A 22,095-nucleotide genomic window follows, 5' to 3' on the forward strand; every position below is an offset into this window, starting at 1 on the left:
AAAAGGAAGGCGTTCCGCGTCATTTTGTCGCGGTCGGATGCTACTCTTTATGAACTTTGGCACCAGTGCGCTGTCGCGTCGCGCCATCGTTTGCTTGCAACCATAAAGAGAAATTACCCATGACTGACGCCACTACTCCTAGCGGTGCTGCCTCTCAGGCTTCGTTCCTGTCCAAGGAACGTATCATCGCCAAATCCGGCTTCAACCGCTGGCTGGTTCCGCCCGCGGCTCTCGCGATTCATCTTTGTATCGGTATGGCCTATGGCTTTTCGGTGTTCTGGATTCCGCTGTCCAAGTCCATCGGTATCAGCGCAGCGGTCGCCTGTTCTCCAGATACCGGCTTCTTCGATCAACTGTTCAGTGCCAATTGCGACTGGCCGATCTCCATGCTCGGCTGGATCTACACCCTGTTCTTCGTGCTCCTGGGAAGCTCTGCCGCGATCTGGGGCGGCTGGCTGGAACATGCCGGGCCGCGCAAGGCCGGCGTGGTCTCCGCCCTGTGCTGGTGCGGCGGCCTGCTGATCTCCGCACTGGGCGTCTACCACCACCAGATCTGGCTGATGTGGCTGGGCTCCGGGGTGATCGGCGGTATCGGTCTGGGCTTGGGCTACATTTCGCCGGTCTCGACCCTGATCAAGTGGTTCCCGGACAAGCGCGGCATGGCGACCGGCATGGCGATCATGGGCTTCGGTGGCGGTGCGATGGTCGGTGCGCCGCTGGCCACTGAGCTGATGAAGCATTTCGCCACGCCGACCAGCGTCGGGGTCTGGGAAAGCTTCGTGGTCATGGCGGCGATCTACTTCGTGTTCATGATCGGCGGCGCCCTGGCCTACCGCGTGCCGCCGACCGGCTGGAAGCCGGCTGGCTGGACCGCTCCGGTGAAAAAGGCCAACAACGCCATGATCACCAAGGGCCACGTGCATGTCAGTGTCGCCTGGAAAACCCCGCAGTTCTGGTTGGTCTGGGCCGTGCTGTGCCTCAACGTTTCCGCCGGTATCGGCATCATCGGCATGGCCTCGCCGCTGCTGCAGGAGGTGTTCGGCGGCAAGCTGCTGGGCAACAACCTGTCATTCAGCGAGCTCGACGCCGCGCAATTGACGCAGATCGCGGCCATCGCCGCGGGTTTTACCGGTCTGCTCAGTCTGTTCAACATCGGTGGTCGCTTCTTCTGGGCCTCTTTCTCCGACCTGATCGGCCGCAAGGTCACCTACTTCGTGTTCTTCGCCCTGGGCTTCTTGCTTTACGCCCTGGTGCCATGGGCCGGTCACCTGGGTAGCGTGGCGTTCTTCGTCTTCGCCTTCTGCGTGATCCTGTCCATGTACGGCGGCGGCTTCGCCACCGTGCCGGCCTATCTGGCCGACCTGTTCGGCACGCAGATGGTCGGTGCGATCCACGGTCGCCTGCTGACCGCCTGGGCGGTCGCCGGCGTGCTCGGTCCGGTGCTGGTCAACTACCTGCGCGAATACCAGCTGAGCATCGGCGTGGAGCGCGCGGCGGTGTACGACATCACCCTGTACATCCTCGCCGGCCTGCTGGTGCTGGGTTTCATCTGCAACCTGCTGGTGCGCCCGGTGGCGCCGAAGTACTTCATGAGCGAAGAGCAACTGGCCGCCGAGCGCGCCATCGGCCACGATGCGGCACAGGGCGGCTCCAGCCTGGAGTGGTCGGCGAACCCGTCCTCCACGCCGGTGGCCATCCTGGCCTGGCTGGCCGTCGGCATCCCGCTGGCCTGGGGTATCTGGATCACCGTGCAAAAAGCCATCGTGATGTTCCACTGATCGCTGGCTGAACGAGAGCCCGCCCGTGCCTTGCACCGGCGGGCTTTTTCGTTTCTGGCAGGTGCGGAATCGGCGTTTCGTCGATGCAAATGGCCTAGGGTCTGTTGCCGTTTCGGCGTAAGCCGCGTTGTCGCGAGAAATAACCCCCGGTTAGGCGCAGGACGCAGGCAATGGCATTCCCTTACCAAGTCCTGCAACGACAGCGGGGGTTATTTCTCGCACAACCTAGGCGGCCCCACCCGAAGGGCCGGGCCCGTTTTTATACGATGCAGCGTTACTCGATGGCTTATTTAGCCCACTAAACTTCGCATCTCGCGCCTCGCCTCGTATAAAAACTGGCTCCGGCGCGGTCGCGACGAAACGGCAACAGACCCTAGCTTCTAGGTTCGCGGCTTATCGGCCTATAATGGCGCCCTTTTTCGTACAACGACCCCGTGGAGCTGGAGATGGCCGACCGTACGGCATCCGTCGAGCGCAATACCCTGGAGACCCAGATCAAGGTCTCGATCAACCTGGATGGCACCGGCAAGGCCAAGTTCGATACTGGCGTGCCGTTCTTCGAGCACATGCTCGACCAGATCGCCCGCCATGGCCTGATCGACCTGGACATCTACTGCAAGGGCGACCTGGAAATCGACGACCACCACACCGTCGAAGACGTCGGCATCACCCTGGGCCAGGCGTTCGCCAAGGCCGTCAGCGACAAGAAAGGCATGACCCGCTATGGCCACTCCTACGTGCCGCTGGACGAAGCGCTGTCGCGCGTGGTGATCGATTTCTCCGGCCGTCCGGGTCTGCAGATGCACGTACCGTTCACCCGCGCGGTGGTCGGCGGCTTCGATGTCGACCTGTTCCAGGAGTTCTTCCAGGGCTTCGTCAACCATGCCCAGGTCAGCCTGCACATCGACAACCTGCGCGGGGTGAACACCCATCACCAGATCGAGACGGTGTTCAAGGCCTTCGGCCGCGCCCTGCGCATGGCCGTCGAGCTCGATCCGCGCATGGCCGGGCAGATGCCGTCGACCAAGGGAGTCCTTTGATGCAGACCGTTGCCGTCATCGACTACGGCATGGGCAACCTGCACTCGGTGGCCAAGGCCCTGGAGCACGTTGGTGCTGGCCGGGTACTGGTGACCAGCGACGCCAAGGTCATCCGTGAAGCCGACCGCGTGGTCTTCCCCGGTGTCGGCGCGATCCGCGACTGCATGGCCGAGATTCGCCGCCTGGAGTTCGACGCCCTGGTGCGCGAGGTGAGCAAGGATCGTCCGTTCCTCGGCATCTGCGTCGGTATGCAGGCGCTGCTCGAACACAGCGAGGAAAACGGCGGCATCGACTGCATCGGCCTGTTTCCCGGCCAGGTGCGTTTCTTCGGCAAGGACATGGTCGAGGACGGCGAGCCGCTGAAAGTGCCGCACATGGGCTGGAACGAGGTGCGCCAGCAGGTGCGTCACCCGCTGTGGCACGACATCCCGGACAACGGTCGCTTCTACTTCGTGCACAGCTACTACATCGAGGCCGGCAACCCGCAGCAGGTGGTCGGTCGCGGCCACTACGGCAAGGACTTCGCCGCCGCCCTGGCCGATGGCTCGCGCTTCGCCGTGCAGTTCCACCCGGAAAAGAGCCACACCCACGGCCTGCAATTGCTGCAGAACTTCGTGGCCTGGGACGGACGCTGGTAAGCCCCAAGATTGATTTGCGCCTGCTTGCAGCTTGAGGCTTGCAGCTTGTCGCTCTTTTTGACGTTAGGAAAAAAGACATGCTGATTATCCCCGCTATCGATCTCAAGGACGGTGCCTGCGTGCGCCTGCGCCAGGGCCGCATGGACGACTCCACGGTGTTCTCCGACGATCCGGTGAGCATGGCGGCCAAGTGGGTCGAGGGCGGTTGCCGTCGCCTGCACCTGGTCGATCTCAACGGCGCCTTCGAGGGCAAGCCGGTGAATGGCGAAGTGGTCACCGCCATCGCCAGGCGCTACCCGAACCTGCCGATCCAGATCGGCGGCGGCATCCGTTCGCTGGAAACCATCGAGCACTACGTCAAGGCTGGCGTCAGCTACGTGATCATCGGCACCAAGGCGGTGAAAGAGCCCGAGTTCGTCAGCGAGGCGTGCAAGGCGTTTCCGGGCAAGATCATCGTTGGCCTGGATGCCAAGGACGGATTCGTCGCCACTGACGGCTGGGCCGAAGTGTCCAGCGTCCAGGCCGTCGACCTGGCGCGTCGCTTCGAGGCCGATGGCGTCTCGGCGATCGTCTACACCGACATCGCCAAGGACGGCATGATGCAGGGCTGCAACGTCGAGGCCACCGCGGCCCTGGCCGCTGCCAGCCGCATCCCGGTGATCGCTTCCGGCGGCATCCACAACCTCGGCGACATCGACAAACTGCTGGCCGCCAAGGCGCCGGGCATCATCGGCGCGATCACCGGCCGGGCGATCTACGAAGGCACCCTGGACGTTGCCGAAGCCCAGGCTTTCTGCGACAGCTTCAAGGGTTAAGTCAGACGCAGTGTGGAAAGCCGCAGCGCATTTTCCACCGATCCACGGTGGGCAAGCAGAGCGTTGCCCACCCTACAGAATCGCGAGAGCACCGATATGGCACTGGCCAAACGCATCATCCCCTGCCTCGACGTGGACAATGGTCGCGTGGTCAAGGGCGTCAAGTTCGAGAACATCCGCGATGCCGGCGACCCGGTGGAAATCGCCCGGCGCTATGACGAGCAGGGCGCGGACGAGATCACCTTCCTCGACATCACCGCCAGCGTCGACGGTCGCGATACCACCTTGCACACGGTGGAGCGCATGGCCAGCCAGGTGTTCATTCCGCTGACCGTCGGCGGCGGCGTGCGCACCGTGCAGGATATCCGCAACCTGCTCAATGCCGGCGCGGACAAGGTGTCGATCAACACGGCGGCGGTATTCACGCCCGAATTCGTTGGCGAAGCCGCTTCGCGTTTCGGCTCGCAGTGCATCGTCGTCGCCATCGACGCCAAGAAAGTCTCGGCCGCGGGCGAAACGCCGCGCTGGGAAATCTTCACCCACGGCGGCCGCAAGCCGACCGGCCTCGACGCCGTGCAGTGGGCACAGAAGATGGAAGGCCTGGGCGCCGGCGAAATCCTGCTCACCAGCATGGATCAGGACGGTGTGAAGAGCGGTTATGACCTGGGCGTGACCCGCGCCATTTCCGAAGCCGTCGGCATTCCGGTGATCGCCTCCGGCGGCGTCGGCAACCTCGAACACCTGGCTGCCGGCATCCTCGAGGGCAAGGCCGCCGCGGTGCTGGCGGCCAGCATCTTCCACTTCGGCGAGTACACCGTGCCGGAAGCCAAGGCCTACATGGCCAGCCGCGGTATCGTGGTGCGTTGAGCGCGGCATCCGCCGCCTTCGTGCGGCGGCCAGGGCGTTGCGGCAGCCCCCTATTTCAATGCCGTTTGTCGGAGCATCGCGCATGCTCCTTCCGTCGGTTCTTCACGCCATGGCGAAGCCGTTCTGCCGCCACCCCTCATAGACCACCACCGCTACCGCGTTGGACAGGTTCAGGCTGCGGCTATGCGGCAGCATCGGCATGCGCAGGCGCTGGTTTTCCGGGACCGACTCGCGCACATCCACCGGCAGGCCGCGACTTTCCGGGCCGAACAGGAGCATGTCGCCCGCGCGGAAATCCATTTGCTCGTAGCTGCGACTGGCTTTTGTGGTGAATGCCAATATCCTTTCACTGGAGGTTTGCGCGATACAGTCGGCCAATGAAGCGTGGCGCTTGAGCGTCGCGTACTCGTGATAGTCCAGGCCGGCACGGCGCAGGCGCTTGTCGTCCAGCTCGAAGCCCAGGGGTTCGATCAGGTGCAACTGACAGCCGGTGTTGGCACACAGGCGAATGATATTGCCGGTGTTGGGTGGAATTTCGGGTTGGAACAGGACGACGTGGAACATGATCACGCTCGGGGACGTTGCCGGGAAGCACATTCTACAGTGAGCCGTCTCGCGCTGCGGCAGGCGAGGATGGCCTAAGGGGACAAGGGTTGGTTTGGTTCGCTCGCAAGAGAAACACGACTGACGGTCTGGTTGGACTCGAAGTGAGACCCAGGGGCATAGCGTTGGCGCACGTGGTGCGTGTGGCCGGCGAAGCCCCCCGTTTGCGTGCCTGCCTGTTCCGTGATGCCGAACGCGCCCAGCAGCCCGCGGTATTGCGGCGCATGGTCGCCGATCTCGACCTGGTGGGCTCGCGGGTCAACGTGTTGCTGCACCCGGACGACTACCAGATGCTCCTGCTGGAAAGTCCCGAGGTGCCTGCCGAAGAGCTGCGCGACGCGATTCGCTGGCGGATCAGGGACCTGATCAACGAGCCACTGGAGCAAGTGGTGGTCGATGCCTTCACCCTGCCGCAGGACGCCTATCGTGGCCGCTTGCACATGGCCTACTGCGCGGTGCTGAACAAAGCGCGGATGCATGTCTGGGGCGCCCTGGTGCGCCAGGCCGGGCTGGAGCCGGTGGCCATCGATGTCACCGAAATGGCGTTCCGCAACCTGGGCCTGCTGGCTGGCGCCGAGGGCATCAACCTGGCGACCTTGCGCCTGCGCTCCCGCGAGGGGCTGATCTGTGTGCAGCAGGGTGGCGACCTGTATATGGCCCGGCGCATCGAGCATGGCCTGGAGGAGGCCGGCGGCGACTATTCCCAGGTGACCCTGGAAGTCCAGCGCTCGCTCGATTACTTCGAAAGCCAGTTGGGCAAGGGCTACCTCAACCGCCTGCTGCTGCTGCCGAACAAGCGCAATGGCACGGAGATCCTGCGCGAGCTGTCTGCCGGCCTGGCGGTCAACCTGTCGCCGCTGGACCTGCGCGAGCTGTTTCCCGGCCAAGGCAGCGCCGAACTGGACGAGCCCGCGCAGGCTCGCTGCATCACCGCGGTCGGTGCGGCATTGCGCCAGGAGACGGGCTGATGCAAGACATCAATCTGTACCAGATCGAGGACGTCGGCCAGTACGTTCCCCGTGGCTCCAACATGCTGCCGGGCCTGGCGATCCTGCTGGTCGTGCTGCTCATGTACGGCGGCTGGCTGGCCTGGAGCCTGTACCAGGCTGGTGGGCGCCTGAGCGCCGCCCAGGCCCAGCTCCAGGCCGACCAGCAGGCCCTGGTGGCGATGCAGGCCAGTTTCGTCGAACCTACGCTCGATGCCGAATTACCGTTGCGCCTGGCCCGCAGTGAAGCGCGCCATCGTGAGCTGCTGCGCATGGTCGATTATCTCGATGGCTTGTCACGCAACCAGCGTGCGGGGTTCGCCGCCGCGTTATCGGCGCTCGCCGCGCAGCATCCGGCGGCTGGCCTGTGGCTCGATGGCATCACCCTGAGGAACGGCGGCGGCGAAATCCGCCTGCGAGGCATCACCCAGAGCCAGGACCTGCTGCCCGAATACCTCAAGCGCCTGGGCGACAGCGAGGTGTTCCGTGGTCGCGAGTTCGCCCGTTTCGATATCCAGCGTGGTGAAGACCAACTGCTGCATTTCGACCTTTCTTCCCGTATCGACGACAAGGACGCCAAGCCATGAATGCCCTGCTGCAGCGCTGGCGCAACCTGCAAGCGCGAGAACAATGGCTGGCCTACGGCGTCGGCCTGGCCCTGTTGCTGGCGCTGTTCATGCTGCTGGTGGCCGATCCCCTGTCGACACGGCTCGCCAACCGTGAAGCGGCGGTCCGCATGGCCCTGGCCCAGCAGCAGGATGTTCGCGTCGCGCTGGCCGAGCTGCAGGCCAGGGCGGCGTCGGACCCCAATGCGCCCTACACGCGTGCGCTTGCCAGTGCTGAAACCGCTGCCCGGCAACTGCTCGACAGGATTGATCGCAGCACCCGCGAACTGATTCCGCCACAACAGATGCGCGGCGTGCTGCAGGCGTTGCTCAAGCGCCAGCAGGGCCTGCAACTGGTGGCCATGGAAAGCTTCAGCGAGCCGATCAGGCTCGATCCGCTGGCCACAACCAAACCGGGCGAGGGCCAGCCTGAGCCCGCCAGCGAAGTCACGCTCTATCGCCACGGCATGCACTTGACCCTGGAAGGCGGCTATTTCGACCTGATCGCCTACTTGCAGGCGATTCAGGCCTCGGGCTGGCAGCTCAACTGGGACAGCCTCGATTACACGGTGGGCGAGGCCGGGCCGGGCCGTGCGGCGATCAGCCTCACGCTCTATACGCTCAGTCGCCAGGCGGGGTGGGTCGGTGTCTAGACTCCTTTGGCTGATCCTCGTCCTCGGCAGTGCCATGGCCCAGGGCGCGGGCCCCCTCGATCCGACCCAGCCTCCAGCGACGTCGCAGGGGGCAACCAAGGAAAAGGCCAGGGCGCCCGAGCCGCTGGTGCTGCAAGCGATCCTGCGCAGCGCGGGCGGCAGTCGGGCAGTAATCAACGGGGACACATTGAAAGTGGGTGAGCTGCGCAATGGCGTGCGTTTAGTGGCGATCTACCCGCGAGCCGTGCAGATCGAGCGAGAGGGCCAGCGCGCGGAGCTGCGCCTGGTCGAACCCGTAATAAAACCGAGCCAGTGAGGGCGACGATGCGCAAATTTCTGCCGAGCTGCGGCGTACTGGGGCTTATCCTGCTGAGCGCCTGCCAGACCTTCACCGACGGTGACCGGCAGCTTCGCGAGCAGAGCAACAGGGTGCTCGACGAAAGCCTGCGCCAGAGTGGCGCCAGGGTCACGCCGCCGCCGGCGGTACAGGCGGCGCTGATTCCACCGCTCGAAGAGCGCGACATGCTGCCAGGCGGCGGGCCGCGCTTCGATGTCTCGGCCAAGGACATGCCGGCCCGCGACTTCTTCCTCAGCCTGATGGACGGCGCCAACCAGAACATCGTCGTGCACCCGGACGTGGCAGGGGCGATCACCTTCAGCCTGCGCCGCGTGACCCTCGACGAAGTGCTGGCCGCCGTACGCGATACCTATGGCTACGACTATCGCCGCACCACCTACGGCTACCAGATCCTGCCGAACAAGGTGATCACCCGCAGCTACGACCTCAACTACCTCAATCTGCAACGCCTGGGCGAGTCGGACACCCGGGTCAGCTCCGGCCAGGTGGAGAACAGCGGCAACAGCAATGGCAACGCCAGTAGCGACAGCAGCAGTTACAGCGATGACGGCAGCGACAACAGCACGGTCACGACGCTGAATGCGAGCAAGGTGATCACCCGCAGCAACGTCGACTTCTGGAAGGAGGTGGAAGCGGTGGTGCGCAGCATCATCGGTGACGATCCGGGCAACAGCGTGATGGTCAACCCGCAGGCGAGCATGCTGGTGGTGCGCGCCAACAGCGCCGACCAGGAGAACGTCGCCAGCTTCCTCGCCCAGGCCCAGCGCAACCTGCAGCGCCAGGTGATCCTGGAGACCAAGATTCTCGAAGTGCAGCTCAGCGATGGCTTCCAGTCTGGCATCAACTGGTCGCGCCTGGGTGACAACAGCAACATCGGTGGCGGCGTGGATGCCGAGTCCCTGAGCGGGCCCACGGATATCGGTGGTGTGTTCAACGCGGTGCTGCGCTTCGGCGATTTCAGCGGGCTGATCCAGTTGCTGGAAACCCAGGGCCAGGTGCGGGTGCTGTCCAGCCCGCGGATTTCCACGCTGAACAATCAAAAGGCGGTGATCAAGGTCGGGACCGACGAGTTCTTCGTCACCAAGGTGACCTCCAACAGCTCGGTGACCACCGTGGCGGGCATCACCCAGCCGACCCAGAACCTGACCCTGACGCCGTTCTTCTCGGGGATTTCCCTGGATGTCACCCCGCAGATCGACGAGAGCGGGGTGGTGACCCTGCATGTGCGGCCCACGGTCAGCCGTGTCGAAGACCAGAACAAGGTCATCACCCTCGGCGAAGACAACGTCTACAACCTGCCCCTGGCACTCTCCACCGTGCGCCAGTCCGACTCCATCGTCCGGGCGCGCAGCGGCCAGGTGGTGGTGATCGGCGGCCTGTTGCAGAACAGCAACGAGAACAACGACGCCAACGTGCCCTGGGCTTCCAGGCTGCCAATCGTCGGCAACCTGTTCAAGCAGCAGCGCAAGAGCCTGGAGAAAAGCGAACTGGTGATCCTCATGCGCCCGCAGGTGGTCGATGACGAGGTCTGGCTCGACGAGTTGCGCAAGAGTGCGGACAGCTTCCGCGAGCAGAGGTAGCCATGTACGAAGCCTATTTCGGCCTGCACGAGAAGCCCTTCGCGTTGACGCCCAATACCGGCTTCCTGGTCCAACTGGCGCCTTACCAGGCATGCCTCAACCTGCTGCGCGTGGCCCTGGGCGAAGGCGAGGGTTTCATCAAGATCAGCGGCGAGGTCGGTACCGGCAAGACCCTGTTGTGCCGTACCCTGCTCAACGAGCTGGACGAAGCGCGTTTCCAGGTCGCCTATCTGCCCAATCCCGGCATGAGTCCGGTGGGGCTGCGCCAGGCCCTGGCGCGTGAGCTGCACATCGATCGGGTCGACGAAATGGAGACCCAGGCGGTGCTCGATGCCTTGCATCAACGCCTGATCCAGCTGGCGATCGCCGGCAAGAGTACGGTGGTGCTGATCGACGAGGCCCAGGCGCTGCCACCGGAAACCCTGGAAGCCCTGCGCCTGCTGACCAACCTGGAGACCGAGCAGTCCAAGCTGCTGCAAGTCGTGCTGTTCGGCCAACCCGAACTGGACGCCATCCTTGAACACAACGAGTTCCGTCAATTGCGCCAACGCATCACCTTTTCCTACCGTCTGCGTCCGCTGGACGTGCGCGACACCCAGCGCTACCTCAACGAGCGCCTGGCCGTGGCCGGTTATCGCGGCGAGCCGCTGTTCAGCGCTGCCTCGATTCGCCGCCTGGTACGTGGCAGCGGCGGCATTCCACGGCTGCTCAACATCCTCGCGCACAAGGCCCTGATGGCCGCCTACGGCGAAGGCAAGCGCCAGGTCGAGGTGCGCCATGTGCGCCGGGCCCAGGCCGATACCGAAGGTGCCCGGCCGTTCCTGCGCCAGGACAACCGCTGGCTGGGCTGGTGTGGCCTGGCCGCGACCCTCTCGGCGCTGCTGGTGATCGGGGCCTGGCCGTGGCTCGGGCAATGGCGGGAGCTGCTGCCATGAGCCTGGTCAACGACATGCTGCGCGATCTCGAGGCGCGTCGCGCCGCACCGGGCGAGCGCCTGCAACTCGAAGGCCTGCAACCGGTGGATGAAGAATCGGCCGCGCGACGCGAGCGCAACGAGCGTATTCATCGCGGCCTGGTCTGGCTGGCGGCGGTGATCCTGGGCGGCGTGCTGGTGGGGCTGATGCTGGGCCGCCTGTTCAATCCGAATGCCGCCCAGTTGCCCATGCCCGCCGCGCCAGTGGCGGCCGTTCCCGCGCCGCCTGTGCCGCAGGTGCTCGATGTACTGCCGCAGCACGATCAGCGCGGCCTGGTCCTGCAAGTGCTGCTCGATCATTCGGTGACTTACCAGCGCACCGAAGAGAGCGGCGCGGTCAGCCTGCGCCTGCCAGGTTTCGCCATGCCCGGTGGCACCCAGCAGGGCCGGCTGCAGAACACCGGGCGCAGCCTGTCGTGGCGGGTCGAGCCTCAGGGCAACAACGTGCAGATCCTGCTGGTCGGCCTGGGTAACGGCCTGGATGTGCGTGACCGCCTGGAGGCGGCGGGAGATCGCTGGGTGCTGTGGATCGAGGTGCCGCTCGACAGCGCGCCTGCTGCCGAAGCGGCACTGGACCTCGACGACCTGCCTGCCGCCGAGGCTGAGGCGCCTGTGAATGAACCGTCGCCGCCGGCCTGGGCGAACAAGCCGGTAGCGCCAGCCAACACGGCGTCGGCCAAGCCTGCGCGTGGCGAGGTGCCGACGCCCGCCAAACCGACCGGCCCGCCCCAGGTGCGGATCGCGCCGTACCAGCCCGATGCCCTGAGCCTGGCTCGCCAGGCCTTGCAGGATGGCAACCCGGCCCGGGCGATCAGCGACCTCGAAGCCCTGAACAAGACGCGCCCCGACGATCCCGAAGTCGCCCGCTGGCTGGCGCGTGCCTACCTGGCGGGTAACCAGCGCCAGCGCCTGCTGGACTGGGCGCCGGAGCAACTGCGGCGGCGCCCGGACAACAGTGGCTTGCGCCTGCTGCTGGCGCGCGCCCAGTTGCAGGGCGGGGAGCCGGCTGGCGCGATCTCGACCCTGGAGCAGCACGCGCCACCCCTGCTACAGGAGCCGACCTATTTCGCCTTGCTCGCCGCGACCTATCAACAGGCCGGGCAGTGGCGCGAGAGCGCGGGCCTCTACCGGCGCCTGGTCGAATTGCGCCCGACCGAGGCCACCTGGCAACTGGGCCTGGCCATTGCCCTCGACCAGCAGGAACAGCCCCAGGAGGCGCGGCGTCATTACCTGCTGGCCCTGCGTGGCAGCGGCCTCGAACAGCATTCGCGGCAGTTCGCCAGCGAGCGGGCGCAAGCCTTGGGGAGATGAGCGATGAGCGAGGACAGCGGACAGCCGAACGACAACCCAAATCGCAAGATGCGCCTGGGCGATCTGCTGACCAAGGCTGGCCTGATCAACGAGGCGCAGTTGCAGGTCGCCCTGCAGGAGCAGAAGCGTACCGGCTCCAAGCTCGGGCGCACGGTGATCGACCTGGGGTTCGTGGAAGAGCTGCGCTTGCTGACGACGCTTTCCGAGCAGTTGAAGATCCCCTTCATCGAGCTCAAGCACTTCAAGTTCGATTCCGAGTTGGCGCAGTCCCTGCCGGAATCCGTGGCCCGGCGTTTCCGTACCATCGTCCTGTCGCGAGAGGGCGGGGCCCTGCTGGTCGGCATGTCCGACCCGCTCGACCTGTTCGCCCTCGACGAGATGGAGCGCATTCTCAAGCACCGGGTGAAACCGGCCGTGGTCCGCGAGGGCGAGCTGCTGGCTACCCTCGACAACGTCTATCGCCGTTCCAGCCAGATCGCCTCCCTGGCTGGCGAGCTGGAGGGCGAACTCAAGGACAGCGACTTCGACCTGGCCAGGCTTGGCGCCGACAACAACACCGATGCCCCGGCGGTGCGCCTGTTGCAGACCCTGTTCGAAGATGCCGTGCAGATCAAGGCATCGGACATTCATATCGAGCCTGACGAGGGCGTGGTGCGTATTCGCCAGCGCATCGATGGCGTGCTCAGCGAGCATGTGATGAAAGAGGCACGGGTTGCTTCGGCGCTGGTCATGCGCTTGAAGATCATGTCCGGGCTGGATATATCCGAAAAGCGCCTGCCCCAGGACGGGCGCTTCAATATCCGGGTGAAGAACCGTTCCATCGATGTGCGCGTATCGACCATGCCGGTGCAATACGGCGAATCGGTGGTGATGCGCCTGCTCGACCAGTCCGGCGGCGTATCCAGCCTGGAGGCCACGGGCATGCCGGTGGATATGCTGGGGCGTTTTCGCCGCCTGCTGCGGCGTCCATTCGGCCTGGTGCTGGTCACCGGGCCGACCGGCTCGGGCAAGACCACCACGCTGTATGCCGGCTTGAGCGAGCTGAACCGCCCGGAAACCAAGATCATCACCGTCGAGGACCCGGTGGAATACCGCCTGCCACGGGTCAACCAGGTGCAGGTCAACACGCGCATCGACCTCAGCTTCGCCCGCGTGCTGCGCGCCGCCTTGCGCCAGGACCCGGACATCGTCCTGATCGGCGAGATACGCGACCAGGAAACCGCCGAGATCGGTCTGCGTGCCTCGCTGACCGGCCACCTGGTGTTGTCGACCCTGCACACCAACGACGCCCTGACCTCGGCCATGCGCCTGATCGACATGGGCGCCGAGCCGTTCCTGGTGGCTACTTCGCTGAGCGCGGTGATCGCCCAGCGCCTGATCCGCAGGGTCTGTGAGAACTGCATGGAAGACCACCTGCCCGAGCCGCGCCAGCTCGCCTGGCTGGAAAGCATCCATGGCATGCCGTTGGTCGGGCGTACGTTCAAGCGTGGCAACGGTTGCCACCAGTGCCACAACAGCGGCTACGCCGGCCGGATCGGGGTCTATGAACTGCTGGAGATGGACGAGCCGATGGCCGCCGCATTGCGTCGTAGCGACCCCCAGGGCTTCGCCGAAGCGGCACGTGCCAGCGCCAACTATCGCCCTCTTGCCGCCTGCGCCCTGGACTACGCCCTGGCCGGGGTGACCAGCGTCGAGGAAGTCTTGAAAGTCTGCGCTACCCTTACTGACGAGACGCAGGGCCAGGCACGCTGATGGAGGGAACAAGGCAGTGGGCCAGTTCCATTACACCGGGCGCGATGCCCGTGGAGGCAAGGTCAGCGGTCATCGGCAGAGCCTATCGGTAAATGCCCTGGCCAGCGAGTTGCTGGCCGAACGCATCACGCCGTTGACCATCGAGGAGCAGGCGCCGCAGGTCGACGACAACGTGCTCGTCGCGCTCAAGGAAAAGCTGCGGCGCAAGCGGGTCGAGCTTGAGGAACTGATCGTCTTCTGTCGACAGATGTACAGCCTGAGCAAGGCCGGCGTACCGATCATCCGCGCCATCGGCGGCCTGGGCGAATCGCACCGCAACCTGTACTTTCGCCAGGTACTGCAGGACGTGCGCCGCGACCTCGAAGGCGGCATGAGCATGGCCACGGCGCTGCACGCCAATCCCAGGGTGTTCAACAGGCTGTTCATCAGCATGATCAGCGTCGGCGAGAACACCGGCCAACTGGACCAGGCCTTTCGTCAGTTGGCCGCCTACCTGGAGATGGAGCGCGAGACACGCAAGCGGATCAAGCAGGCCACCCGCTATCCGCTGTTCGTGTTGTCGGCGATGGGCGTGGCGATGGTGGTGATCAACCTGTTCGTGATCCCTGCCTTCTCCAAGGTCTTCGCCCAGTTCAACGCCCAGTTACCGTTGCCGACGCGTCTGCTCATCGGCCTGTCGGAGCTCTTCCAGCACTACTGGTGGCTGATGCTGATCCTCGTTGTCGCCGGTGTCCTGGGCTTCATCCGTTGGCGCAAGCGCGAAGCCGGAGCCCTGCGCTGGGACCGGATCAAGCTGCACCTGCCGATCGTCGGCCCGATCTTCGAGCGTATCGCCCTGGCGCGTTTCACCCGCACCTTCGCCATGATGTACCGCGCCGGCGTGCCGCTGTTGCAGACCCTGTCGATCAACAGTGCCAGCGTCGGCAACCTGCATATCGGCCTGGCGATCCTGGGCATGCGCGAGGGGGTCGAACGCGGCGAGGCGCTGACCCGCACAGCATCTGCCAGCGGCTTGTTCACCCCCCTGGTGCTGCAAATGATGGCGGTCGGCGAGGAAACCGGCGCCCTCGATGAGCTGTTCGTCGAGGTGGCCGATTTCTACGAGCAGGAAGTGGATTACGACCTCAAGCGGCTGGCCGATGCGATCGAGCCGCTGCTGATCATCGCAATGGGCGTCATGGTCCTGGTCCTGGCCCTGGGCGTGTTCCTGCCGATGTGGGAGCTGGCCTCGGCGGCCAAGGGCCAGATGTGAGCACTTTGTCGATTAGCCAGGCTGCGGCCGGGAACAACGGAGAATCTGCGTCTATCGTTTGATAACGGTGCCCGGCGCAGTGATGGGCACGGCGACCAGGGCGCAGCCTTGGAACTGGAAGCGGTGCCGGCGGCGCAATGGGCTGGCCGGCCTCATCACCGAGGGACGGATATGAAGAGGCAAGCGAATCAGGGATTCACCTTGATCGAACTGGTCGTGGTGATCGCGATACTCGGCATCCTGGCGGCGATTGCTTTGCCGCGCTTCATGAATGCGACCAAGGATGCGCATCGCGCTGCTGTCCAGGGCGCGGGCGGGGCACTGGCCTCGGCAGTGCTGCTTGTGCGCTCGCAATGGGAGGTCAATCGAAGCAAAGGCATCGCGACGCCCAATACCGATGTGGTGGGTTTTGGCGACGGCACTGTCGATGTGAACAGCTCGGGCTGGCCGTTGGGTACTGCGGGAACGCTGGATTGCGTTTCCCTGTGGGGCGCGCTGCTCCAGGGTTCCGCGCCGAAGGTGGCTGCCCTGGCGGACTCGGATATCGACTACGTGGCGACCAGCGACACAAGCCAGTGCACCTACACCTATCAGAAAGACGACCAGAACGACACCATCGTCTACAACTCGACGACAGGTGTAGTGACCACGACTTTCAACGAGTGAGCGCACTCAGGGAGCTATACAGATGAAGAAGCAAAAGGGTTTCACCCTGATCGAGTTGATCATGGTCATCGTCATCCTGGGCATTCTGGCGGCGTTCGCGCTGCCGAGGTTTGCGGACCTGAGTGGTGATGCACGCCTGGCAGCGATGCAGGGGGCGCTTGGCTCGGTCAAATCGGCTTCGGCCGTTGCCCACTCGGCGGCGCTCGCCAAGAACGCGAGCGGCAGTATCACGCTGGAAAGCGCCACCATCACCATGGTGAATAAATACCCTGCCCCGACGGATGCCGGCATAGGCAGCGCGGCGCAGATAGCGACCACCGACTCGTCCGATTTCACGATCGTTACGGCGACCGCGGACACCTATGAGGTCCAGGCCAAGAACAAGGCTGCGTGCAAGTTCACCTACAAGATGGCGGCAGCGGATACCGCGCCCACCATTACGTCCACGGCGCTCACTTCCGCCAACTGCAACTGATCGTCATGCGCGGCTTCACCCTCGTCGAGTTGATCATGACCCTTGTGATCATCGGTATGCTTGCCGTCGTGGTGGGGCCGCGTTTCTTCAGCCGGCAGCCCTTCGATGAGCGGCTGTTCTACGAAGAGAGCTTGTCTGCCGTGCGCTATGCCCAGAAGCTGGCGCTGGCCAGTGGTTGTCCGGTCCGCGCGCAGATCAATTCCAGCGGCTATTCGCTGACCTATGCAGCGGCTTGTGGCACGGCGACGTCGGGGACGGTGCTGAGCAACCCGGCAGGTGGCACGTTCTCCTCGGCGCCGCCGGGTACGGTCACCGTGCAGGCGGCGCTGGACGTGACCTTCAACTCACTCGGTTGCGTCAACGCGGCTGGCGCCTGCGCAACGGGCAGCACGGTCGCGCAGGTGGGCGGCTTCAGCATGACGGTATATGGCAGCACCGGCTTCGTGGACTCCGCATTGTGAAGCGCGAGCGCGGTATGACATTGATCGAACTGGTGATCGCCATCGTCGTGGTGGGTATCGCGGTGGCGGCGTTGTTCAGCGCCATGGCGGTGATCAACATGCGCTCGGCCGATCCCATGTTGCGCCAGCAGAGCCTGGCGATCGCCGAGGGTTATCTGGAGGAAATCACCCTGCAGGCTTTTCCATCCAGCACGGCCTGCACCGGCAACAACAATGGCAACAACCGTTCGACCTTCGACAATGTGTGCGCCTACAACGGCCTGACCTATGGCGGTGGCACACCCTTCGCGCCCCGCAGCCCGGTTTCGACTACGCCACTGGCTGGCCTGGCTGCCTATCAGGTAACCGTGCAGGTCAGCGCCCAGGCGCTCAATGGCATCGCCAGCGCCGATGCGTTGCGCATCCTGGTAACCGTCACCGATCCCAGCGGCCAGTCGCTGAGCCTGGTCGGTTACCGCACGCGTTATTGAGTCGCGGCCATGCCAAGGACGACACGCGGCTTCACCCTGATCGAACTGGTCATGGTCATCCTGTTGTCGGGGCTTGTACTGGTCATGATCGGTGCGATTCTGTCGCGGCCATTACAAGGCCTGAGCGACCAGAGCCGGCGGGTCGAGCTGGTCGACCTGGCCAGTGGCGCGTTGAGCCGTATGTCTCGTGACATCCGCCTGGCCATACCCAATAGCCTGCGGACCAGCGGCACGCAGACCTTCGAGCTGCTGGCCATCAGCGAGGCCGGGCGTTATCGGGCCAACCTGCCCGGTGGGCTGGTGCGCAGCGACCCGCCGGCCTGCCCGGGCAGCGGAGCCTGCCAGATCCAGGTGCTCAGCCCGGGCGTGAGCGCCACGGGGGCAGCGGCGGCGCAGTGGATGGTGGTCTACAACATCGGCTCCAGCGACAGCGGCAGCTCCGTGTGGCCGCCGATCAACACCAGCGCGGCAGGTACGCCGGCGGTCATCACCCCCAACGGCGGGGCGTTCAGCCTGGCCAGTGGCGTGCTGAGCGTGACCGGCATCGCCGGTTTCCGCTTCAAGCATGCCTCGCCGCAGCACCGCTTTTACCTGGCGCGCGAGGTGGTCGGTTTCACCTGCAGCGGGGTGGGAACCGACTCCAGTGGCACCGGCACCGGCACGATCCGCCGCGCCAGTTTTTCCACGCTGGCGAGCAGCTATGGCTACACCGCCGCCAACAGCGCATTGCTGGTCGACTCGGTCGCCAGTTGCAGTTTCAGCTACGACCCCGGCAGCAACCTGCGTGGCGGCCTGGTCACCCTGAGCCTGGGGCTGGCCAAGGGCGGCGAGGTGGTCACGCTCTTGCAACAGGTCCACGTCGACAATGCGCCCTGACAGGCAGCGTGGCTTCGGCCTGGTGGCGGCGATGTTCCTGATCATCATCGTCGCGGCGGCGATCGTGCTGATGAGCCGCCTCAACGTGACCCAGAGCGCCACCGCCAGCCTGGCCATCCAGCAAGCGCGCGCCTACCAGTCGGCGCGTGCCGGGCTGGAGTGGGGCATCAACCGCGCGCTGGCCAGCCAGACCTGCAGCGGCAGCTTCAGCCTCGATGGTTTCACCATTGGCGTCACCTGCGCGGTGACCAGTGCCGGCGCCATCGCCGAAGAAAACAAGACGGTGACCTTCAGCCAGATCACCGCCACCGCCGAATACGGCGCGGCCAATACGCCGGACTACGCTTACCGGCAGTTGACCACTGTCGTGGAGTTGCCGTGAACACTGTCGGCCGCTGGCTCGTCCGCCTGCTTTTTCTGCTGGCGCTGTCTCTCGTCGCGGGGACCGCAATGGCCGTGAATACCACGTACGTATTCAGCATTCTTGGCACGACCGCCCCTTGTACGGGCAGTTGGTCGATCAGTCTCCCCACCTATACCTGCAACGGTAGTGTGATCCTGACGTCTGGCGACAGCCTGACGCTGAGTTCATTGCTGCTTCTCAGCGATATCAATGTCGTCGCTACCGGCGGCTTTACCTTGGTCGGTAATACGATCGGCGCGTCCGGCAGGACCATTTCGCTGTCCGATGGCGCATCTGCCACCAGCTCCCTAACGGGGACGAACACGATCAATGGCTCGGTCAGCCTGAACAAGGCCAACGTGACAGGCAGCCTGCAGGCCTACACGGCGACCTTCGGCAACGGCTCCACCCTGGGCACCGCTTCGGCGCCGGTCGGTGTAACCACGTCCGTCGGTGACGTAACCCTGAACAACGCCACCGCCTATGGCACATTCACCGCGCCCAACAGCAATACCATCCGGGTCAACGGCAGCTCTACGGTGGTCGGCTATTGCCAGCCCAATTCCACCCCGGCCAACGCCTGCATTGCGCCTGCCGGCACGACGGGGCAGACCTGCATCAGCGATGACTTCTCCGCCAGTACCCTCAGCACCACCAATTGGTCGGTGGTCAGCCGCAACGGAACCTTCGGTGTGCCCAGGATCGTCAACGGCCGTCTACGCCTGACCGACGACAGCGGCAACGTCGCCACGGCCGCGACTTACCAGCGAGCGTTTCCGACGGCCAATAGCCTGATCACCATGACCTTCGATTATTTCGGTTACTCGAACAGCTCATCGCGGGGGGCCGACGGGATCGCGGTGATCCTTTCCGATGCCTCGGTTACCCCCCAGCCGGGCGCTTTCGGTGGCTCCCTGGGATACGCACAAAAGACCGCAATCACTGGTTTCGCGGGGGGCTGGCTGGGGATCGGCCTGGATGAGTTCGGTAACTACTCCGCGGTGGCCGAAGGGCGGGTCGGCGGGGTCGGGGTTCGTAGCGATGCCGTTGCGATCCGCGGCAGCGCGGCCAGCAGTTACACCTACCTGACCGGGACCGCGACGCTTGCCACCGGCATCGACGCCAGCGCTGCGAGTGCCACGCCAGCGCCAGGCCATCGCTATCGCATTACCATCGACACGCGCACGACGGGCAAGGCCCTGGTCACCGTCGAGCGCGATGTCAGCGGACTCGGCAACAGCTACACCACGTTGATCGCGGCCTTCGATGTGCGCTCCAGCAGCGCCCAGGGGGCACTGCCGGGCAACTTCCTGATCAGCCTGACCGGCTCTACAGGCAATCTGGCGAATATCCATGACATGGACAACATGCAGGTGTGCAGCACGAGTGGCAGCACCTCGGTAGGGCTTATCGATCATTACGAGATCATCTCGTCCAGCAGCACCGGCCTGACCTGCGCGCCGCTGAACATCACCTCGATACGAGCCTGCCAGGATGCCGCCTGCACCCTGTACACGGACTCGGTGACCGCCAGTGTCACGGCGACCGGTAATTCCGCCACCACTACGACCCTGCCCAGCACCTTTACGGGCGGCACCAGCGGCACTTACTCGGTCAGTTACCCGGTGGCGGAGAATGCAACCCTGGGCATTGCTTCGTCCTCTGCCCCGCTTGCCCTCAACAAGACGCAATGCCGGATTGGCTCTGTAGCGGCTCCGGCCAGCGTCGCCAACTGTACGGTGGGCTTTCAGGACAGCGGTTTTATCATCACGCTCCCGGACATGCTGGCCGCCAAAGGTTCTAGCGGCACCATCCAGGCGGTCAAGAAGGATACGACCCAGAGCTGCGCGCCAGGCTTCGAGGGTTCGCGCAGTGTCAGTTTCACTACGGCATACAGCGATCCAGGCAGCGGCAGCATGCCGGTTTCGCTCAACGGCACCACCGTCGGCAGTACGGCAACGCCGCTGACGCTGACGTTCGACAATACGGCCACGGCCCCGCTGACGGCGATGTACAGGGATGCGGGGAAAATACTGGTCAACGCCACCTATGGCGGCAGTGCCGCTACAGGCGATGCCGGCCTGGTCATGATCGGCGCGACCAGTTTTGTCAGCCGCCCTTATGGGCTGTGCCTACAGACCGACCTGGATAACATCAGTCCCTCCAATCCCTGCACTGCGGCCAGCGTCGCGGGTTGCCCGGTCTTCGCGGGAGGGATTCGCGCCGGTGATAGTTTTCCACTGCGTATCGCGGCGGTCAGTTGGGTCAGCGACAACCAGGGACGGAGCGCGGCGGCGTTGTGCAGCAATGCCAAGACCCCCAACTTCCAGCTTGCCAGCATCACGCTCAATACCACGCTCGCAGCGCCTGCTGGCGGCAGCGGTCGCCTCACGCCAGTGACTTACAGCCATGTTCCTGGTAACCAGACCGTGAGCACTGCCAGCTTCCCGGAGGTCGGCATCATCAGCGTCACGGCCGTGCCACCCGAATACTTCGGCCAAGCCATCGGTGGCGGCACCAGCAACTACATCGGTCGTTTCATGCCTGCTTCACTCGGCGCGGTTGGCAGCGCTTCGCTCAAGACCAGTTGCGGCAGTGCCTTCAGTTACCAGGGGCAGCCGATTGCCTTCAACCAAAACCCGACCTTGACCGTCACGGGGTACAACCGGCAAGGCGCGGTGACCAGCAATTACGACCGTGGCGAGTTCTGGCGGCTCAATACGCCGGTGCGACAGGCTTATCTCTCGGTCATCGCTTCGCGTACGGGGTTGAATGCCAGGCTCGGGACGCAGGGCAGCGTCACCACCGGCATCAGCGACAGCACCGTGGGCGACGGCGCCAAGAGCTATGTCTGGAGTGGCGAGCAATTGGTCTACAACCAGCCGACAGCACCAGGCGCTGACGATTACCCCGTCACCGCCGCCGTGCGCCAGAGCTTCCTCGCTGCCGCGCTGACCGACCAGGATGGCGCCTGCGTGGGCGGCACCGCCTGCACCGGCTACAGCTTCGACTTCGCCGGCAGCGATATTCGCCTGGGGCGCCTGCGTATCGGCAATGCCAGCGGCTCGGAGCTGCAAGGCTTGAGCCTGCCCGTGGTGCTGGAGAGCTGGCAAAGTTCCAACACCTTCCAGAACGAGGGGCTGGATACCTGCACCAATGTTGCTGCATTGGGGGCTCTGACCCTGGATACCTACACCGCCAACCTGTCCGCCGGCGAGACCACGGCAACCGTCACCGTGCCTGCCGCCGGGGTTAACGGCAGCATCGCCTTGAGTGCCCCGGGGGCCGGCAATAACGGTTCCGTACGTGCGCTGTTCAACGGCATGCCGAACTGGCTGAAATACCCTTGGGATGGCAGCACCTACAGTGCGGCCAGCGGCGTCGCCACCTTCGGTATCTACACGGGCGCCACGCCGCTGATCTTCCGTCGCGAGAACTATCGCTGAAAAACGAAAAGGCCACTCCGGGGAGTGGCCTTTCGTGTGCTTGTAAAAGAGGGGAATCCCCGGCCTGCCTGTACCAAGGTCCCCGAA

The 22,095-nt window shown here is 64.6% G+C and carries 22 protein-coding genes; 21 read left to right on the top strand and 1 reads right to left on the bottom strand.

Annotated elements, in window-relative coordinates; genetic code table 11:
- Nucleotides 1–119 precede the first annotated feature (119 nt).
- The 5 genes from ACSZPK_RS04280 (at nt 120) to hisF (ending at nt 5,138) form a co-directional block, all read left to right on the top strand.
- Entirely contained in the window at nt 120–1,778 is a 1,659-nt protein-coding gene (locus ACSZPK_RS04280) for an OFA family MFS transporter (protein WP_437880135.1), read from the top strand.
- A 446-nt stretch (nt 1,779–2,224) separates the two neighbouring features.
- Nucleotides 2,225–2,818 carry an imidazoleglycerol-phosphate dehydratase HisB gene (gene hisB, locus ACSZPK_RS04285; RefSeq protein WP_437880136.1) on the top strand — a complete coding sequence of 198 codons (594 nt, stop codon included), beginning with the start codon at nt 2,225–2,227 and terminating at the stop codon, nt 2,816–2,818.
- The gene (gene hisH / locus ACSZPK_RS04290) at nt 2,818–3,456 is read left to right on the top strand and encodes an imidazole glycerol phosphate synthase subunit HisH (RefSeq protein ID WP_437880137.1); all 639 of its coding nucleotides are present in this window, start codon (nt 2,818–2,820) and stop codon (nt 3,454–3,456) included. Before hisB ends, hisH begins: the two co-directional genes overlap by 1 nt.
- Before the next feature lie 77 nt (nt 3,457–3,533).
- On the top strand, nt 3,534–4,271 hold the full coding sequence (hisA, locus tag ACSZPK_RS04295) for a 1-(5-phosphoribosyl)-5-[(5-phosphoribosylamino)methylideneamino]imidazole-4-carboxamide isomerase (protein ID WP_437880138.1): 738 nt from the start codon (nt 3,534–3,536) through the stop codon (nt 4,269–4,271).
- Between the two features lie 96 nt (nt 4,272–4,367).
- Nucleotides 4,368–5,138, top strand: a complete 771-nt coding sequence (hisF, locus tag ACSZPK_RS04300; RefSeq protein WP_437880139.1) for an imidazole glycerol phosphate synthase subunit HisF — start codon at nt 4,368–4,370, stop codon at nt 5,136–5,138.
- Nucleotides 5,139–5,240: 102 nt separating this feature from the next.
- Here the strand turns inward: hisF and trmL are convergent, their stop codons facing one another.
- Nucleotides 5,241–5,702, bottom strand: a complete 462-nt coding sequence (trmL, locus tag ACSZPK_RS04305; protein WP_437880140.1) for a tRNA (uridine(34)/cytosine(34)/5-carboxymethylaminomethyluridine(34)-2'-O)-methyltransferase TrmL — start codon at nt 5,700–5,702, stop codon at nt 5,241–5,243.
- A 173-nt stretch (nt 5,703–5,875) separates the two neighbouring features.
- Between trmL and ACSZPK_RS04310 the strand changes: the two genes are divergently transcribed.
- The 16 genes from ACSZPK_RS04310 (at nt 5,876) to ACSZPK_RS04385 (ending at nt 22,008) form a co-directional block, all read left to right on the top strand.
- The gene (locus tag ACSZPK_RS04310; RefSeq protein ID WP_437880286.1) at nt 5,876–6,709 is read left to right on the top strand and encodes an MSHA biogenesis protein MshI; all 834 of its coding nucleotides are present in this window, start codon (nt 5,876–5,878) and stop codon (nt 6,707–6,709) included.
- Nucleotides 6,709–7,314, top strand: a complete 606-nt coding sequence (locus ACSZPK_RS04315) for a PilN domain-containing protein (RefSeq protein ID WP_437880141.1) — start codon at nt 6,709–6,711, stop codon at nt 7,312–7,314. Before ACSZPK_RS04310 ends, ACSZPK_RS04315 begins: the two co-directional genes overlap by 1 nt.
- Nucleotides 7,311–7,985 carry a type II secretion system protein GspM gene (gspM, locus tag ACSZPK_RS04320; RefSeq protein ID WP_437880142.1) on the top strand — a complete coding sequence of 225 codons (675 nt, stop codon included), beginning with the start codon at nt 7,311–7,313 and terminating at the stop codon, nt 7,983–7,985. The genes ACSZPK_RS04315 and gspM overlap by 4 nt, the downstream gene beginning before the upstream one ends.
- Nucleotides 7,978–8,301, top strand: coding sequence for a Type II secretory pathway component (locus ACSZPK_RS04325; protein ID WP_437880143.1), 324 nt, complete (start codon nt 7,978–7,980; stop codon nt 8,299–8,301). Before gspM ends, ACSZPK_RS04325 begins: the two co-directional genes overlap by 8 nt.
- Before the next feature lie 8 nt (nt 8,302–8,309).
- Entirely contained in the window at nt 8,310–9,923 is a 1,614-nt protein-coding gene (locus ACSZPK_RS04330) for a secretin N-terminal domain-containing protein (protein ID WP_437880144.1), read from the top strand.
- 2 nt (nt 9,924–9,925) lie between these two features.
- Nucleotides 9,926–10,858: an ExeA family protein gene (locus ACSZPK_RS04335; protein ID WP_437880145.1), complete on the top strand. Its 933-nt coding sequence runs from the start codon at nt 9,926–9,928 to the stop codon at nt 10,856–10,858.
- Nucleotides 10,855–12,207, top strand: a complete 1,353-nt coding sequence (locus ACSZPK_RS04340; protein WP_437880146.1) for a tetratricopeptide repeat protein — start codon at nt 10,855–10,857, stop codon at nt 12,205–12,207. The genes ACSZPK_RS04335 and ACSZPK_RS04340 overlap by 4 nt, the downstream gene beginning before the upstream one ends.
- A gap of 3 nt (nt 12,208–12,210) precedes the next feature.
- Nucleotides 12,211–13,959: a GspE/PulE family protein gene (locus tag ACSZPK_RS04345; protein ID WP_437880147.1), complete on the top strand. Its 1,749-nt coding sequence runs from the start codon at nt 12,211–12,213 to the stop codon at nt 13,957–13,959.
- Between the two features lie 16 nt (nt 13,960–13,975).
- Entirely contained in the window at nt 13,976–15,211 is a 1,236-nt protein-coding gene (locus tag ACSZPK_RS04350) for a type II secretion system F family protein (RefSeq protein WP_437880148.1), read from the top strand.
- 171 nt (nt 15,212–15,382) lie between these two features.
- On the top strand, nt 15,383–15,877 hold the full coding sequence (locus ACSZPK_RS04355) for a type II secretion system protein (protein ID WP_437880287.1): 495 nt from the start codon (nt 15,383–15,385) through the stop codon (nt 15,875–15,877).
- A gap of 22 nt (nt 15,878–15,899) precedes the next feature.
- On the top strand, nt 15,900–16,352 hold the full coding sequence (locus ACSZPK_RS04360) for a type IV pilin protein (protein WP_437880149.1): 453 nt from the start codon (nt 15,900–15,902) through the stop codon (nt 16,350–16,352).
- Entirely contained in the window at nt 16,268–16,813 is a 546-nt protein-coding gene (locus ACSZPK_RS04365) for a pilus assembly FimT family protein (RefSeq protein ID WP_437880150.1), read from the top strand. Before ACSZPK_RS04360 ends, ACSZPK_RS04365 begins: the two co-directional genes overlap by 85 nt.
- On the top strand, nt 16,810–17,283 hold the full coding sequence (locus ACSZPK_RS04370; RefSeq protein ID WP_437880151.1) for a type IV pilus modification PilV family protein: 474 nt from the start codon (nt 16,810–16,812) through the stop codon (nt 17,281–17,283). The genes ACSZPK_RS04365 and ACSZPK_RS04370 overlap by 4 nt, the downstream gene beginning before the upstream one ends.
- A 9-nt stretch (nt 17,284–17,292) precedes the next feature.
- Complete coding sequence (locus tag ACSZPK_RS04375; protein WP_437880152.1) at nt 17,293–18,159, top strand: PulJ/GspJ family protein; 867 nt, start codon at nt 17,293–17,295, stop codon at nt 18,157–18,159.
- Nucleotides 18,149–18,541: a pilus assembly PilX family protein gene (locus ACSZPK_RS04380; RefSeq protein WP_437880153.1), complete on the top strand. Its 393-nt coding sequence runs from the start codon at nt 18,149–18,151 to the stop codon at nt 18,539–18,541. Before ACSZPK_RS04375 ends, ACSZPK_RS04380 begins: the two co-directional genes overlap by 11 nt.
- A 74-nt stretch (nt 18,542–18,615) precedes the next feature.
- Nucleotides 18,616–22,008 carry a DUF6701 domain-containing protein gene (locus tag ACSZPK_RS04385; protein WP_437880154.1) on the top strand — a complete coding sequence of 1,131 codons (3,393 nt, stop codon included), beginning with the start codon at nt 18,616–18,618 and terminating at the stop codon, nt 22,006–22,008.
- The last annotated feature ends 87 nt before the right edge of the window (nt 22,009–22,095 follow it).

It is taken from the genome of Pseudomonas sp. LRF_L74 (assembly GCF_965644255.1).
Lineage (GTDB): Bacteria > Pseudomonadota > Gammaproteobacteria > Pseudomonadales > Pseudomonadaceae > Aquipseudomonas.

Coding starts and splice junctions, on each gene's coding strand:
- ACSZPK_RS04280 (WP_437880135.1), top strand. CDS start 120: ATGACTGACGCCACTACTCCTAGCGGTGCTGCCTCTCAGGCTTCGTTC.
- hisB (WP_437880136.1), top strand. CDS start 2,225: ATGGCCGACCGTACGGCATCCGTCGAGCGCAATACCCTGGAGACCCAG.
- hisH (WP_437880137.1), top strand. CDS start 2,818: ATGCAGACCGTTGCCGTCATCGACTACGGCATGGGCAACCTGCACTCG.
- hisA (WP_437880138.1), top strand. CDS start 3,534: ATGCTGATTATCCCCGCTATCGATCTCAAGGACGGTGCCTGCGTGCGC.
- hisF (WP_437880139.1), top strand. CDS start 4,368: ATGGCACTGGCCAAACGCATCATCCCCTGCCTCGACGTGGACAATGGT.
- trmL (WP_437880140.1), bottom strand. CDS start 5,702: ATGTTCCACGTCGTCCTGTTCCAACCCGAAATTCCACCCAACACCGGC.
- ACSZPK_RS04315 (WP_437880141.1), top strand. CDS start 6,709: ATGCAAGACATCAATCTGTACCAGATCGAGGACGTCGGCCAGTACGTT.
- gspM (WP_437880142.1), top strand. CDS start 7,311: ATGAATGCCCTGCTGCAGCGCTGGCGCAACCTGCAAGCGCGAGAACAA.
- ACSZPK_RS04330 (WP_437880144.1), top strand. CDS start 8,310: ATGCGCAAATTTCTGCCGAGCTGCGGCGTACTGGGGCTTATCCTGCTG.
- ACSZPK_RS04335 (WP_437880145.1), top strand. CDS start 9,926: ATGTACGAAGCCTATTTCGGCCTGCACGAGAAGCCCTTCGCGTTGACG.
- ACSZPK_RS04340 (WP_437880146.1), top strand. CDS start 10,855: ATGAGCCTGGTCAACGACATGCTGCGCGATCTCGAGGCGCGTCGCGCC.
- ACSZPK_RS04345 (WP_437880147.1), top strand. CDS start 12,211: ATGAGCGAGGACAGCGGACAGCCGAACGACAACCCAAATCGCAAGATG.
- ACSZPK_RS04355 (WP_437880287.1), top strand. CDS start 15,383: ATGAAGAGGCAAGCGAATCAGGGATTCACCTTGATCGAACTGGTCGTG.
- ACSZPK_RS04360 (WP_437880149.1), top strand. CDS start 15,900: ATGAAGAAGCAAAAGGGTTTCACCCTGATCGAGTTGATCATGGTCATC.
- ACSZPK_RS04375 (WP_437880152.1), top strand. CDS start 17,293: ATGCCAAGGACGACACGCGGCTTCACCCTGATCGAACTGGTCATGGTC.
- ACSZPK_RS04380 (WP_437880153.1), top strand. CDS start 18,149: ATGCGCCCTGACAGGCAGCGTGGCTTCGGCCTGGTGGCGGCGATGTTC.